Consider the following 15106-nt stretch of genomic DNA (forward strand, 5'->3'; position numbering starts at 1 on the left):
ACTGGATAATCAGTGTGAGACGTAATGAAAAAGCTGCTTATAAATAAAGTTTTTAAAGATGCTCTACTGGCCATCACCTTGCCTTTGATCGCCCTCTTTTTGCAATACTCACTTGAATCCATTAACAACAGCCGCGAATGGCTCTTTTTTTACCCGGCCATCTTTGTGACGGCCTGGCACCGAGGCTCACTTCCTGGTTATATCGCCACAATTTTTTGTGGACTCCTGGCCGTCTACTTTCTTATCCCTCCGGCCTTTAGTTTTAAACTTGTTTCTTTCGCGTCGATATTAGAAATTTTAATTTTTTCTTTCATGGGTATCAGCACCAGCTTTCTTATGGGAAAAATTCACGCCCGTTACTCCAGCATGTCCGCTCACTCAGAAGAGCTTGAGCGCTCAACTGAATACTTAAGCTCACTCTTAGAAAACATTCCACTAATGGTTTTTGTAAAAGACGCTAAAGACCTGCGCTTTATCCGTTTCAATAAAGCAGGTGAAGAACTTCTTGGTTTTTCGCGCTCAGAACTCATTGGTAAAAGTGATTTTGATTTTTTTCCTAAAGAGCAGGCCGAATTTTTTATTTCCAAAGACCGCGATGTCCTGGCCGCTAAAAGGGTTGTCGATATCAAAGAAGAAATGATTCAAACCAAAAATCAAGGCACCAGAATTCTGCATACAAAGAAAATTCCTCTCTATGGCCCAAATGGTGAAGCTCAGTATCTTCTGGGAGTATCTGAAGACATCACAGAAAAGAAAAAGCAAGAAGAAGAAATCTTGAGAATGATCAAAGAAGAGGCCGTTTTAAAAGAGCGTGAACTCTCAACGGCCAGAGAGATTTTTCTGGCAAAAGTCAGTACACTTCTTTCTGCTTCACTCGACTATCACGAGACGCTTAGACTCCTCGCTGATCTTTCAGTAACGGCCTTGGGTGATTGGTGCACAATCTCGATTATTAATGAAAAAGGTGAATTTGAAAGGGCAACTGGTGCCCACATTGATAAAAATAAAAAAGAACTTCTTGAAGAGTATTTAGAAAAATACCCGCCTGATAAGCGCGTGGTCTCTGTGACCACTGAAACCTCTTACTACAATCCTCAAATCCTCGATTCTCAATTAAGAGGTATGATTAAGGATGAAAGACAGTATGAACTGCTAAAAGAGTTAGGTTCAAACTCAAGCATGGTTGTTCCTATTAAGGCCCGTGGAAAAGTCAGAGGGTCACTGGCCTTTATCGCTGGAAAAAATAAACCAAATTTCTCGGCCCAGGATCTCGCCCTGGCCGAAGACCTGGGAAGACGCGCGGGAATTGCCATCGAAAATGCACTTCTTTATAGCTCTTCACAAGATGCCATTCGCGCCCGCGATGAATTTGTATCAATTGCTTCTCATGAACTAAAAACACCAATCACATCACTCAAAATGCAGTTGCAGATGATGCTTAGAGGAGTTAATCCAGAAAGAGGTTTAACACCACCACCGGAAAAACTCATGAAGGCATTGGTGAATTCAAGCAATCAGGTTGACCGACTCACTCTGCTCATAGAAGACTTGTTGGATGTCACCAGAATTGCCAGGGGTAAACTGACATACCACTTTGAAGAAGTGAACCTGTCAAAACTAGTGCGTGAAGTGCTTGAGCGCTTTAGCGAAGAAATTCAATTCTCCAAGTGCGAGCTGACTTTCGATTTAGAAGACTCAGTGATGGTTTACTGCGACCGCTACCGCATCGAACAGGTGACAGTGAATCTTCTTTCCAATGCCATAAAATATGGAGCCAATCAGCCTATTCATGCTGTCGTTAAACACGAAGCAGGTAAAGCAATTCTTATGATTCAAGATAAAGGAATGGGTATCCCTAAAGATATGCAGACAAAGATTTTTGAAAGATTTGAGAGAGCGATCTCAAGCACGAATATTAGTGGGTTGGGTCTGGGGCTTTATATTTCCAAGCAAATCATCGATGCTCACCAGGGAACAATCGAGGTTGAAAGTGAACTCAATAAAGGATCGATCTTTAAAGTCTCACTTCCAACCGGATTGTAATCATTATTCCTGAGTGCAGACAATACGCTTACTAAGCGGCTTGCCAAGGTACTTACCATCTAGGTTTGAATAAAGTGTGCCACCTTCTCTGTAAATTTTGGCCACAAATTGCCCGACTTTTGCTCCCATAAAATAAACATCAGCATCTGAAACGACAGCATCAGTTTCACATCTTGATTTAGAGTCGATTCTTACTTTGATTCCTACACGTGGAAGTTTTTCTTTTCTCGATTCCAGCTTTCCGTCTGTGCGGATAGCATCAGTTCTATTTTCATCCGTATCATCATCAATGTAGTGAATCTGATAAAAGTTCACATCATCTTTCATATATTGTTCAACAATATACTCACCACGAATGTCTCTAATTTCTGATTTACATTTAGGGTAGCGGCCTTCGAGATTTGGGCACGTTGTGCCAGCAAAAAGATTCGATGAGATAAGTGCCATCACTAGCGTTAGCATTGCTTTCATAGATCATCCTTTGATTTATGTTTTACATTCCGTAAATTCTGAAACAGAAAAAACAACTTGCCTACCAAAATAATCTTGCAGCCCTTTTGACTATGAGTGTTTTCCTTTTTACACTATAGGCTATGGGATCAAAAATCGTCACTGTTCAAAATATTGATGAAGTCTTAGATAAGAATGAAATTGTCATTTTAGATTTCTGGGCAAGCTGGTGTGAGCCCTGTAAGATCTTTGGCCCAATCTTCGAAGCTGTTGCTAAAAAGAACCCCGACGTTTTTTTTGGAAAAGTGAATACTGAGACAGAAATTGAACTGGCCCAGGATTTCAATATTCGTTCAATTCCTACACTAGTCATCCTCAAAGACCGCACGATCATCCTCGATCAATCCGGCATGATTCCGGAGTACTTACTCACTAAAATTGTTGGTGAAGCCCGCGCATTAGATGTGTCTAAGCTCGAAGCTGAAACTAACGAAGAATAGCGTGAACAATTTACACGCTCAATTGACGTAGTTTACCCCTTTTGAGATTTCTCCCCCAAATACAGCAAACTATTAAAGGGGCAAACTATGCGTTTTTTATCAATTGTGGCCATGGGGCTTATCGCCTTCAACGCCGAAGCAGGTCTATACCGTGGTGAAACTAGAGTTGGTCTTTATCAAGACAGTGTTTTAGACACAGAAAAAGTCACTCACATTATCGTTGTCGGTTCTGGTGTAAAAGAAGATTCAAACCAATTCTTCCAGACAGGTGTTGCTCGCGCTCATAAGTATAAAGAGCTTTATCCGAATCAGCAGGTTGTTATCATTTCAAGTCCAGAAGTAAGAGGACGCGAAGACGCTGAAGTTTTTAACGACTTCAACATTCCTGTTATTAAATTCATCAATGACACTTTCACCCCAGAAGTTCTTTTTAGCGAGCTTAAGCAATTCTCAAAAATTGCCAGCCTTGATTTCTATGGACACTCTTCTCCATGGGCCATCAAACTTGGGAAAACAGACGCTGCTCTTACTCCAAGCGCTTATGAAAAGAAACTTAGAGCTCTTAAAGGAAATTTCTTAAAAACTGCTTACGTTACAGTTAACAGCTGCAGCAGTGGTTTCTCAATCGCTCCAGACCTGAGCAAGTATCTTGAAATCCCGGTTTCAGGATCGCTGACAAGCTCACTTTTTGAGAGAATTGAATCAGACGGAAGATGGTACAAAGAAGAAAACTACACTCCAGAAAACTATGTTTTAACAAACACATTCAGCTTCAACGAAGACCAATCATGTAAACTTGGTCTATGTTACAGAATGAAGCCTTCTCAATACTACTACTCTTCATACTGGGGACAGTTTAAAGAAGGTGGGGTGAACTTCTATAAGTTCTTCTGTAACTATGACAACAATACTGATGGACGTTGTGAAACAGCTATGGCGAAGTCACTTCTTGCCTTCCCTTCTGTAAAATCAATTACTGCTGATTCATCAATTGAAGATTTTAAGACTGTAGCATTTGATTACCTTTGCCCAACATACAAGAACAAAAACAAGTTCAATGAGTGTGTTGCAGGTATTACTGCTGCCATTGAAAGAGGCGACCTGGTTTACCAAACAATGCCAGGGCCAGAGTTAAACTGTAACTTCAAAACTTGTAATGCCACTGTAGTGTGTAAAGATAAGAAAATTTTCGGAAGTGGTCCAAAAGGTGGGACATGTAAGTTGAATGTTGATATTCAGCCAAACCCAACAAACGCTGCTCAGGAAATGGTTTCGTTCTTAAAAGGTTTCAAACTTCTAAAAGCATCAAAATAAAAAAAGGGCCCGGAAACGGGCCCTTTTTGTTTTATGGGTTCCACCAATTGTCATCTTTCTTCAAACATCTCGCCGCATCTTTAACCTGCGACTTATTAGGGTGCTTCCAACTTAGGATTTTAATCGCCCCAAGTGCTGTCGTATCCCCCAAGAAAACCTGTGCTCCAGAGCCATCCCAGTAGTCTGTACAAACCACAAAGTTTCCAAGAGTCACACAATACTCTTTTTTCACATCGAGAGCGTCTTCTACAGTGCTCTTTCTCACACCTTTAAGATCTTCAAGCGAGTAGTATTTTTTCTCGTACAGATTCGTCACGAGTCTCTTTAAATCGTACTCTTTGTGAATGATCGAACAAATATAATCATCAATCTTTTTAACCTGGATATCTCCAGCTTCGACTTCAACTTTTGAAGCTTCAGTTTTTGGAGCTTCTACAGCTGGTTTTTCTTCTTTTGGGCAATTAATTGAATCTGCCACTTCCTGGCTAAGTGTCGCTGCACTCACCTCTTCACAAGCTCCAACACTTGCTCCATTGTGGTCATACACAGCACAATCCAGTTTAAACTTTGTCCCTGAAAGCTCATAAGTTCCAAGTACGATATAAGATCCACCTGAAAGCTTAGTCACGCGAGAAATTTCCGCCTGATCAGCATCCATTCCCACTGCTCTTGTTGAAAGCGTTGTCTTAACTCCAGCGCGTGCCAGGGCCGCATTGATTTTTGAGTTCACTGCCTTGCTAGGAGCACATGTATCAGTCGCTTTGACACTCTTAAAAGTTCCAAGCACAACCTTGCCACGTTTTCCTTCCAGCATTTTCCCCAGAGGTTTTACGCTGTCATTGATATGTGTTTCCAATGTTTGAGCATACAGTGAAAAACTAGTCAGTAGAGCGAGTAATAAATATTTTTTCATACATTATTCCTGAATAAGTCCTGGGATCGCTGTTTTAATAGCGTCTAGAACGTTTAGAGACATTTGTTTTGAAGCCGAGGCCATGGCATCATCTTCACTATCCGTTGTTGAGAAACCTTGAACTGTCGCTCCCTTGTTTGTTCCAAGAGTTCTGCCTGTGGCGATATCTTTAACAATCACCCCAAATTTATAAACGATCGTGAATCCTAGAGCTGTTTTTGTTTTTCTTGGAATTCCCGCTTCTTTAAAAACAATCTCAATCCCTGATTTAGGTTTTGTTCCACCGACTTGAGCGGTAAAACCTTTTCCACCTAACATTGATTCTGCATCCAAGGCCACTTCATCATACTTAGGGAATTCATCGATAAAGAAAACGATACTGCGTTTTGCTTCATCATAAGTTTTATCCAGTTCAACTTCAGCTGTCTTAAATTTTTCCCACCAAGAAGCTCCCGGCTTATTTAAGTAAGTTTTATACATATCAGCGCGAAGAATCGCCCACTCATTGGCCTCAAGATCTTTTTTGGCCACATCGTAGCGTCTTACAACTTCTACGTAGTCTTTCTTTCTCTGAGCAGCCATAACGTCTTCTAGTTTTTTATCTAAAACTTTCATAAAACCTTCTGCATCTACCAGGGCAGCAGAGACGTCAAAAGTGTAGGCCATACAAGTTGTGTTGTTGGAATCTTTTGCCTCTTTGAAAAACTTGATCCCCATCACCTTATCAACGTTAGTTGATACGTTAATAATACCTTTATAGGCAGTCGACTTGTCTGTTTCATCAAGAGACATCGACGATTCTACGTTCGAGCGCAGCTGAGAAACAATGTCCTGGTAAGCGCGCTGCTTAGCCTCTTCTTTGCCTTTCATTTTATCTTTATCAGTGCTGATCCCGATACCGAAGATCATATTAGATGACGGTGTGTAGCCTTTCATTAACTGGTCGCGGTCGCAGTCACCTGCATAGGCGCTTCCTAGTGCCGTAGCTGTTAAAATAAGAGCAGATAGTCCAGTAACTAGTTTCATATTTCCTCTCTTTATGTGTTTCTCATGCATTCTTCTGATTGTTAGGTCCTCTAAAGCATAAGTTCGTTTAGCAAATACTTCAATACTGATGCTAGATGGCAATGCCATTATAGTTGAGTTTTACGCTTTAAACTGTACGCAGTCTGCATGTGAAAAGTATAAGTTTTGGTTTATTTTTTTCTGATTTCAGTGTTGAATATCCTAGTGATTTGAAATTTTAAAGGAGAATCCTATGAACTCAAAGGTACTAATCGTAGCAGCGATGGCACTACTTGCTTCGTGCTCTTCTGCTCAAAAAAAGTATGATGGTAAAGAGCTTGCCCTGACATCTTCAGGTGAAAGCACAAGACCATTCTGGACAATGGATGGTGGATACAAAATCGAAAAACTAAGAGACCACTATAACGATGATGAAGACAAGCCAAACAATGCTTACTTCGTCACTCAAGCCTCTGTCGGTAAAGCTGACCTTGTTCCAAACTGCTACAACATGGCAAGAACAAGAGCTTCTGCGGAAATCTCTGAGCAAGTAAGTGAAGTGGTAAAACAGGCCGGAGCAATGGCCGTAACCAACACAAATACTGAGTTCAACAAAATGATCGAAACTCAAAGCAAGAACATGATTGTTGGAGCTGAGATGATCGACAAGACTTGGTTTAAAGTGGAAGGTGAAAACGAGCAAAACCCATATAAGTGTTTTATCGTTCTTTCTGTTCCAAGAAAAAACCTGGATAAACTTCAGGCAAACATGATGACTATGCTTGAAAAAGAAATGTCAGGTGATGCCGGAATGATTAAGCAAGTAAAAGAATCTGTTGAAAAAAGAATGCAAGAAAGCTTCTAATATCTTCAAGGCCCGGGAAACCGGGCCTTTTTTTTTAGCGTTTAGGTGCCACAAGTGAATGAGTAGAAATATCGTAGCGCTTGTAAAAGAAAAGTACTAAAAGCACGGCACTGGCCACGGGAAAAGTCACAGTTGATTTCATATTGAACTTAACATTGGCATCCACTCCAAAAATAAATTGTCCTAGAGTCCCGCTCAATCCTGTAAAAAGAAAAAGAACTGCACTGCTAATAACCTGACTTGAATGAATGGCCAGCATCGCTAAATACCCTTCCTCTGGTCTTCTTGTTTGAATCTCAAACATGCACAGGCCAAAAATAAAAAGACACATATGGTTTAGAAGAATCACCCCGCAGAAAGCGACACTCAATGTACTGCCTTTTATATACAGTACATACAGTAGAAGACAGCTGATAATAACCGCCATCACATTAGTAAGGACATATGTCTTTTGAGTTTTAAAGCGGGACGCCCAATTGTTCTTTTGAATAAAAAGCACACCAATAAAAAGCTGAGTGCTAAAGAGAATCACTTCAATTAAACCAGAAAATCTTCCGGTGGAAAATCTCATCTCTTTGTAGAAAAAAACGAAATACGTCACCAACACCGTCAGCACTGTGATAAAAGAAAAAATCGAATAGATCTTACCTAAAATAATGTGCCCTCTTTTCCCTTTGCTTGTCACAAAAATGGAAATGAGGGCACATGTTGCGATAATACTGGAAATAATATGAATGGTAGTAAGGTGCAATTCTTTCATTTATTTAAAAGAAAGTTTTTAAGGCCACTTTCTCGCCATTACCTACGCTAAATCTTCCCACTAAACTCTCGGTCTTCGTTGCACCGTTGACAGAGTAAAGTTCATACTCACCTGGTGGTAGCTTAAATGAGTTCATACGTACTTGATTTGGTAATGTCATCCATGAGCGCAGGTCTGCTTTTTCCGACTCTGCAATCCCGCGAGCTGCCAGGTTGTAAGCTCCAATCCCTGAGAGCATTGCAATCCCATCTCCCATTTTCTCTTTAAGGCCTTTGTAAGTTGCAAAAGAAGCTCCCAACGCAGTTAAGTGCTTGGCCACGACTCTCGTTCCTGTTTTCGCTAAATCAGAAATGGCTTTTGAATCAAGCGTGTAAAAGGCCATTTCAGAAAGAGGGTCCATCAACAGGGCCGGTTTTTCTAAAACAACTTTTCCATCTTTTTTCACGATCATTCTAAAGTCTTCGTTATTAGGACGGTATGGAATAACCGGCATCTCAAATTCAACTTTTGGATCGGCAATATCAGAGATAGCTAAAGCCTGCTTAGCAAACCCAACGAAGTCCATTTTCTCATTGCTTTTAACAGTCACTGCAGTCAATCCGATAGGGAAATCATATTTTTTGATTTCCTTAGCTGAAATAATGCCTTCATGCCAAACCAGGTAAACATTGTCTTTGTCTTTTGTTCCCCACTCTTTTACTTGTTCATCAGCAAAGCTGGTGACAGCAAGACTTAGAGGTGTTGAGTTTACATAAGTTGATTGCACAGCTTTTGCATCTAGACTTGGAAGTTTCTTATAGTCTTTGTTGAAGTCAGCGTACTTCGTATTAAAACTTTGGTAGCTATTGTAATACCTGAAAACTGTATTTTTTGATTCTTTGTAAAGGTTTAAAGCAATCTGGCGATCCGCTGTCGAATCTGCTTTTTCATGTAAAACAGCCCCTACAAATTTCGCTAACAAATCGTCTTTATAAGTCACTTCACCAGCAGTCGTTTTCTTCATGTCTTCAAGAATTGAGTTCCACTCAAGAAGAACAGACTTTGCAGCCGTCAGGTGGAATCTTTTTTTAGAGTCATCAAGCACAACTTCCGGCATAGGAGTCGTCTTTAAAACTTTACCTTTTTCATCGCGCTCTTCATCTGTGTACGCTTCATAGACCCCTTTCTCATACAGATTGTAGTGAGCAAGGATAGTGTAGTAGCGAATCAGTGAACGCTCATACCCTTCCCCATAGTAATTGTCTGAGGCTTCATTACCAATGGTTCCAGCAATTTTTTTAGAAATAGATACGGTGAAAAGCTTGTCTGATAAATCACGGGCACGGTCAAAGTATTGCAGGGCCTGGTAATACTCTCCACTGTATAAGTGAAGAGTACCCAGTTCCAAAAACTTTAACAGCCTTGATTGTTCATCTTTATAAATCGAATCACCCTTCATCATTTCAAGAGCGGACTTGTAATCTTTCTTCTGAACCATTTCGCGGTATTTTAAAATCGCTTTTTGGTTACTCGAACAGCCAGCTAAAAGAACAAGTGAAAATACTAAAAGTGCATTCAATTTTTTCATTGATTACCAACCAGACTTAGCTTGCTCAGAGTATTTTTGTGCTTTTGAACGTACGCGAAGAACTTCTTCAGAAGTTTTAAGGTTCGTCATTCTCATGTTAACTGTGTATTGCTTAATTGTTCTTCCATCTCTTGATTCTGGGTTCATACGAACTGCACCAAGGATGATAAGGTCAGCACCTGTTTGTTTTCCGATCTGAACCATTTGGGCTGGATCAACCATACCTTCTGCCTGGTACTTCACTTCTTTTAAGATTTTATCGCGACCTTGGTTGTCGATAATTGTGTATTCACCTGAAGCTGAGAACTCGTTAAGAAGTTCATCGTTCATGTCAGCGATTGGAAAGTATGGCTCAGAAGTTTCGTTTTGAACTTCCATGATGAAGATCTTTGGCTTTCTCTTTGTTTCACCAAGGTATCTTTGGAAACCTTTGTGCTTTTGGATTTGCTCAAGAATATCTTTAACTGCATTTTCTGTATCTTTTAGAACCCACTTATCAGTGATTGTCAGGGCCTTCTCATCTCCCTTAGCTCCGTCCACTCTTTCGGCTTTAAAGCTTGAACAGCTGGTTAATAGAACAGTCATAGCGATAGCGACAAGTGTAAGACTTGCTTTCATTAAGAACTCCTTTTCGGGTTAAAGTTTATGAGAAGATTTTAGGAGGAGGATCGCTTTGGTTCAAGGTGAATTATTGGAATTCTTATAACGAGATGAGTAAAACCTGTACGCAAAAAAGATTTTTCATTGGGAAAATGCGTGTTCGCGCTGTGCGTACGTTTTTTAAAAAAGGCAAAAAAAAAGCCCGCTCTAGGCGGGCCTTTTATTAAGAATTATTTCGCAACACTTTGTGAAGGCGATTGAGTCGCCCAATCAGGTCTCTTATATCCGTTTTCCGTTTTCCCGGCAGGCTTTCTTGGACCATCGTTGACACCAGCTGTTTCATCTTTCTTTGGTGTATTCAATTCCTGGTTTAATACAATCAGGTCTTCTGTCACTTTAGAAAGCTCTTCAGCTGTTCCTGTCACATCTTTAGACTTAACTTTTGCACAAGTGATTTCCATGTATCTTCTCACTGTGTATTTTTCATCTTTATCTACATAAAGCTCTGGTTCTTTAGAAACAACGCCTAGAAAGTTTGTATCTACGATCAGACCGTTTTTGTTAGCGTTCTGAGGCATGATCTCAGCTGAAACAATACTCTTAAGTGACTTTTCATATCCAAGATACTTACAAAGAGCATCCCCTTCCGTGATTCTCTTTTCTTTTGGTTTTCTTGGATTGCTGTAATCCACTCTGATGGCATAAAATGCTTTACCAAATCCTGCTTCATCAAGCTCAAGCGCTGTGAATTTTTTTGATTCGATATTGGCTTTTCTTGCAGCTTCTTCTGATGACTTTGCAGCATCAGCTTCTTCCTGCCATTTTTTCTTTTGTTGGTTTTCTTTATAAGTATCTGACTCACCTAATTTGGCCAAACACTTCTTAATCGATTCTTCTGATGATTTCCCGCTGGCAATCATATCGTCGCAAAGATTTTTTGTTGCTGAATATGCCGGAAGAGCGCTCATGAGAGTTAAAGATAAAAGTAATGGTTTAAAAGTCATAAAAATACCTCGCTGGATATATCTTAGAACGAAAATGGTTTTTTAAAAAACCTAGTAATTTGGTACGGAAAAAACTGCATTCGGCGTCCCCAGGACTCCTCCGCCCAGTGTCCGCACAAAAGCTCCGGCCGGCGTAATCTCAACTATTTGGTTAAAAGCTGAATCAACGGTAAGCAAATTGCCACTCAGGGTTTTCGTCAACGAACGAGGTGACGCTAAAACGGCAAGGTCTGAGTACATGGTTGCTATCGATGCCTGAGTCATCCCCGATCCCACCGATCGGATCGTATCCGTTGTTCCGCTAAAAGCAACGGCAATTGAGCCGTTATTCATTTCAATACATCCATTTGCAGCAGTCGTTCCAGCAATCGCAGAAACAACGGCTGCTCCAACTCGAACTGCATTTGTCGTAAAGCGGTTAACATTGGCCGATCCACAAAGAATCAACTCTCCATTGGCCGTCGTTTCAATCTGCTCGGGGGCCGCCGTCCCACTAAAAGTATTCGGCCACGTCACACCTGAGACAGATGTTCTTCTCACTCCATTTGTTGTAAAGCGCTCAACGTTTGCTGTCTCAATAACCAAAATATCTCCACCTGAAATTTGAGTTAATCCCCTCAGCGTTCCAGTCAGATTGGCATCTGTAATGAGATTTCTATAAGTGCCATCAACAACAGAGATGGCCCCTACTCTTGGCGCTCCATTGACAGTGAAAATAATTTCTTTGGTATCTGACTTCCAGGCAATCCCATAAAGAGATTCACCAATATTGTCCACATCGTACAACACTCCTTTATAGACGCCGTTGGAATCAAAGTGCAGAAGTGAATCAGAAGTCATATTTACTGCGAGGATATCACCTGGTTTGATCAAGTAAGATTGACTTGATGATGTTGGTACAGCTTTATCTTGTTTGCATCCAAACATCAGACAAACAATAATGGTTACGAAAAAATATTTTAAAAAATGTTTCACTACCAAACTACCTTGTAAGTATGAATATGCTTACTCAACTTCAATAGTAGCAGACTCACAATTCAATAAAATTTAATGGCACTATTTGCCGAAAACTTGAGATTCTCTTGAGAATACTAATGGTTTTTTTGCTTAGGCTCGAACAGTTGAGTACTATGAAAAAAATAATTTTGTTTTTTCTACTCATCTCTTTTACTCAAACTCTTCAGGCATCAGATTCGAAAACATACTTTCGCACTGATTATGGAATAGGTAGATTTAAGAGTGACAAACTTGACTCTCTTAATGCCAACCCAAAAGGCCCGACTTACGGAATCGCTTTTGGATCAAAGATGAACTATGTCGAAGTCGGAATCTTTTACAGAAATTACTCTTTCGATGCTGATATTAATCACGATGGAGCGGCCAACCAGATTGTCCACAAAGGAAAAACTTTTGGTCTGGACCTGAATGTTTTTTTAAACAATCATCTCAGCTTAAAAATCGGATACGCAATTAACAGCTACAAACAAAGTTTTGCCAATTCGATGAGTGCTTCCTCTTTATCTGCGGCCAAAACAAGTTATGGAATTGAAGATGACAAGAGTAGCTCTAATATTTTTTACGGGGCCAACATCGATATCTTCGGCGGAAAAACATGGGACCTCTATGCTTCGGTTATCCAGTTTCCTATGGGCGACAGCAAGAGCACATTAACAGCTCAACTCGGTGTCAGATTTTACATGAACAAAAGTTTCTCAGACTTTTTCGGTCAATAGACAATTAAAAGGTTCAGCCTCAGCGATAAACTTTTTTTCTGCGCTATCATAAACCAGACGGTATAAAACACAATTGGGAATGGCCAGCATTGGCTGATCTTCCGGCAAGAAACTGTGAAGCGCATTTCTAAGTGCCCCCCCATGAGTGCTGATACCAATGGCCTGGTGTGAAGTGGTTTCAATCAAATGATGAAGAACCGCTAAAAATCTCTCGCGGGCAATCTGTCTGGTCTCTCCACCTGGAAATCCCACATGGTCATTTTCTTTCTTAAACGACATGAGTTTCTGCCAAAGCTCCGGACCAAAAGAGCTGATTGCATCTTCAAAAAGCATCCCTTCGGCCTCTCCATAACTCATTTCACGCAGGCGGGCATCAATCACGAGTGGCACCGACTTCTTTTCGGCCACCGTTTTCCCAGTAGTCAACGCACGCTCCAGGTCGCTTGTTACCACGATGTCCAAAGGAACATGGAGCATACGCTCAGCTAATTCCATAGCTTGCTGGATACCATTCTGGTTAAGCGGCGTATTGGTGTGCCCTTGGCAGCGACGCTCTTTGTTCCAGTCTGTTTCTCCGTGGCGAAAAATGTAAAACACTCTATTCATAGTCAGCAATCTATCCTAAAATTCACTTGAATGAACTACCTAATTTTTAAATCACTACATATTATTTCTGTCGTCACTTGGTTTGCAGGACTCTTCTACATGCCGAGACTTTTTGTTTATTTCGCCGAAGCGGGCGCAAAACCAGAGCCTGAGAAAAGTATTCTACAGAAACAATTTAAAATCATGCAAAGAAGACTTTGGTATGGCATCACCTGGCCTTCGGCCTTCGCCGTTTTTATTTTCGGAGGCTCTCTTCTTTCGCAGTGGATGCCTATCACACAGCACCCATGGCTTATGTTAAAACTTCTTTTTGTGCTGGGACTTTATGGTTACCACTTTTTCCTGCACAAGATTTTCAAACAACAGCAACATGATCTTATCGCATTCTCTCCAATGGCATTGAGAGTTATTAACGAAATTTCTACCATTTTTTTATTCGCTATCGTCTTTTTAGTTATTTTAAAAAGTGTAATGAATATGGTTTATGGAATAGTTGCTTTAGTCGGTTTTATTTTAATCCTGCTTGCCGGAATCAAAATTTATAAAAACATTAGACAAAAATCTGGAGAGAGCGCATGAGTAACAAAAAACCAGAAAACAACGAAGAATGGAAAGACAAACTCTCAAGTGATGAATTCCAGATCCTGAGAATGTGCGGTACCGAGCGCCCCTTCTCTGGAAAATACAACTCATTCTACGAGCCTGGTGTTTATCATTGTGGTGCTTGCGGCGCTGAGCTCTTTGACTCTAAAACAAAGTTCGATTCGGGAAGTGGATGGCCTTCTTTCTATGACGTTTTAAAAACTTCAAACGTAAAACTCTTAGAAGATCACACTCACGGCATGACGAGAATTGAAGTGAGATGCGCTAAGTGCGACTCTCATTTAGGCCACGTCTTTAACGACGGACCTCCCCCAACTGGGCTTAGATACTGTATCAACTCCATTGCCCTTAAGCATCATAAAGCCTGATTATTGCTAGGTTCCCATTACGCATTAAAACAATCGTTTTATTTTTTTAAACGATCGTGTTAACATTTCAAACGATCGTTTGACGCATGCGCAATAAAGGAATTCCATGAGCAGAGATAAGGCCTCAGGCTGTTTTATTTTCGGAAAGAAGCCACTTCCTTCTGAAAAGACCAAAGACCTCATCCTCGATGAGGCAAAAAAACAATTTTGTGAGAAAGGATACGAAGGAACTTCTGTCAGAGACATTTGTGAAGCCGCTGGTGCTAATGTCAGTGCTATCAAATATCATTTTGGTGGAAAAGAAGGCCTATACCGCGAGTGTTTCTTTCACTACGGTGAAGAGCGCTTAAAAAAAGCAGAAAAAATTCTCACCAAAACTGAATCAGTTGAAGAGATTAAACTTCGAATTAAACTTTTTGCAGAAGATTTTATCAAAGACGGTCTGGATAACTCTCACGTGACAAAAATGATTTGCCGTGAAATTGAAATCGAAAATCCACTTATTCAAGATATTTTTGAATCAACTTTCTTAAAAGTCTACACGCTCTTTCATGCCTTTTTTCTGGATGCCCAGGAAAAAAACATTATAAGAAAAGATGTCGACGCTCACCAGATCACCTCTTTTGTTTTTCACTCGCTGACAACTAGTCTGAGAGTGGATCACGTCGGTGAGAAATACTATCAACGAACATTAAAAAACGAAGAATATAGAACCCAATTTATCAATAATCTTATCACCATTGTATTTGATGGTATTAAAACTCAGGAGCTATGA

The 15106-nt window shown here is 40.4% G+C and carries 17 protein-coding genes; 8 read left to right on the top strand and 9 right to left on the bottom strand.

Going from position 1 to position 15106, the window contains the following annotated elements:
- Positions 1 to 24: 24 nt before the first annotated feature.
- Positions 25 to 2043, top strand: a complete 2019-nt coding sequence (locus AC6JA8_RS16135) for a sensor histidine kinase (RefSeq protein ID WP_497974717.1) — start codon at positions 25 to 27, stop codon at positions 2041 to 2043.
- A 3-nt stretch (positions 2044 to 2046) separates the two neighbouring features.
- On the opposite strand, the gene AC6JA8_RS16140 is transcribed toward AC6JA8_RS16135, so the two are convergent.
- Positions 2047 to 2514 carry a hypothetical protein gene (locus AC6JA8_RS16140; protein ID WP_497974718.1) on the bottom strand — a complete coding sequence of 156 codons (468 nt, stop codon included), beginning with the start codon at positions 2512 to 2514 and terminating at the stop codon, positions 2047 to 2049.
- 122 nt (positions 2515 to 2636) lie between these two features.
- Between AC6JA8_RS16140 and AC6JA8_RS16145 the strand changes: the two genes are divergently transcribed.
- Together AC6JA8_RS16145 and AC6JA8_RS16150 are read left to right on the top strand one after the other, a co-directional pair.
- Entirely contained in the window at positions 2637 to 2993 is a 357-nt protein-coding gene (locus AC6JA8_RS16145; protein WP_497974719.1) for a thioredoxin family protein, read from the top strand.
- An 87-nt stretch (positions 2994 to 3080) separates the two neighbouring features.
- Complete coding sequence (locus tag AC6JA8_RS16150; RefSeq protein WP_497974720.1) at positions 3081 to 4307, top strand: hypothetical protein; 1227 nt, start codon at positions 3081 to 3083, stop codon at positions 4305 to 4307.
- A gap of 31 nt (positions 4308 to 4338) precedes the next feature.
- Here the strand turns inward: AC6JA8_RS16150 and AC6JA8_RS16155 are convergent, their stop codons facing one another.
- On the bottom strand, positions 4339 to 5220 hold the full coding sequence (locus AC6JA8_RS16155; protein ID WP_497974721.1) for a hypothetical protein: 882 nt from the start codon (positions 5218 to 5220) through the stop codon (positions 4339 to 4341).
- 3 nt (positions 5221 to 5223) lie between these two features.
- Complete coding sequence (locus AC6JA8_RS16160) at positions 5224 to 6246, bottom strand: hypothetical protein (protein WP_497974722.1); 1023 nt, start codon at positions 6244 to 6246, stop codon at positions 5224 to 5226.
- 232 nt (positions 6247 to 6478) lie between these two features.
- Between AC6JA8_RS16160 and AC6JA8_RS16165 the strand changes: the two genes are divergently transcribed.
- Positions 6479 to 7090 (top strand): hypothetical protein, encoded by a 612-nt coding sequence (locus AC6JA8_RS16165; RefSeq protein WP_102244846.1) that lies wholly within the window; start codon positions 6479 to 6481, stop codon positions 7088 to 7090.
- Positions 7091 to 7124: 34 nt separating this feature from the next.
- Here AC6JA8_RS16165 and AC6JA8_RS16170 read toward each other — a convergent pair whose 3' ends face one another.
- From AC6JA8_RS16170 to AC6JA8_RS16190, 5 genes are all read right to left on the bottom strand, one after another.
- On the bottom strand, positions 7125 to 7850 hold the full coding sequence (locus AC6JA8_RS16170; RefSeq protein WP_497974723.1) for a hypothetical protein: 726 nt from the start codon (positions 7848 to 7850) through the stop codon (positions 7125 to 7127).
- A gap of 4 nt (positions 7851 to 7854) precedes the next feature.
- Positions 7855 to 9417, bottom strand: a complete 1563-nt coding sequence (locus AC6JA8_RS16175; RefSeq protein ID WP_497974724.1) for a COG3014 family protein — start codon at positions 9415 to 9417, stop codon at positions 7855 to 7857.
- 3 nt (positions 9418 to 9420) lie between these two features.
- Positions 9421 to 10035, bottom strand: a complete 615-nt coding sequence (locus AC6JA8_RS16180) for an LpoB-related protein (RefSeq protein WP_102244849.1) — start codon at positions 10033 to 10035, stop codon at positions 9421 to 9423.
- 212 nt (positions 10036 to 10247) lie between these two features.
- On the bottom strand, positions 10248 to 11021 hold the full coding sequence (locus tag AC6JA8_RS16185) for a hypothetical protein (protein ID WP_497974725.1): 774 nt from the start codon (positions 11019 to 11021) through the stop codon (positions 10248 to 10250).
- A gap of 51 nt (positions 11022 to 11072) precedes the next feature.
- Entirely contained in the window at positions 11073 to 11996 is a 924-nt protein-coding gene (locus tag AC6JA8_RS16190; protein ID WP_497974726.1) for a hypothetical protein, read from the bottom strand.
- A 155-nt stretch (positions 11997 to 12151) separates the two neighbouring features.
- On the opposite strand from AC6JA8_RS16190, the gene AC6JA8_RS16195 reads away from it, so the two are divergent.
- Positions 12152 to 12754, top strand: coding sequence for a hypothetical protein (locus tag AC6JA8_RS16195; RefSeq protein ID WP_497974727.1), 603 nt, complete (start codon positions 12152 to 12154; stop codon positions 12752 to 12754).
- On the opposite strand, the gene AC6JA8_RS16200 is transcribed toward AC6JA8_RS16195, so the two are convergent.
- Positions 12734 to 13360: a histidine phosphatase family protein gene (locus AC6JA8_RS16200; RefSeq protein ID WP_497974728.1), complete on the bottom strand. Its 627-nt coding sequence runs from the start codon at positions 13358 to 13360 to the stop codon at positions 12734 to 12736. The two genes, AC6JA8_RS16195 and AC6JA8_RS16200, sit on opposite strands and share 21 nt — an antisense overlap.
- Before the next feature lie 30 nt (positions 13361 to 13390).
- Between AC6JA8_RS16200 and AC6JA8_RS16205 the strand changes: the two genes are divergently transcribed.
- The 3 genes from AC6JA8_RS16205 (at position 13391) to AC6JA8_RS16215 (ending at position 15106) form a co-directional block, all read left to right on the top strand.
- A complete protein-coding gene (locus AC6JA8_RS16205; protein ID WP_497974729.1) occupies positions 13391 to 13939 on the top strand; it encodes a CopD family protein in 549 nt (182 codons plus the stop codon).
- Positions 13936 to 14331, top strand: coding sequence for a peptide-methionine (R)-S-oxide reductase MsrB (gene msrB, locus AC6JA8_RS16210; protein ID WP_102244855.1), 396 nt, complete (start codon positions 13936 to 13938; stop codon positions 14329 to 14331). The genes AC6JA8_RS16205 and msrB overlap by 4 nt, the downstream gene beginning before the upstream one ends.
- 106 nt (positions 14332 to 14437) lie before the next feature.
- On the top strand, positions 14438 to 15106 hold the full coding sequence (locus tag AC6JA8_RS16215) for a TetR/AcrR family transcriptional regulator (RefSeq protein WP_497974730.1): 669 nt from the start codon (positions 14438 to 14440) through the stop codon (positions 15104 to 15106).

This window comes from Bacteriovorax sp. HI3 (assembly GCF_059738875.1).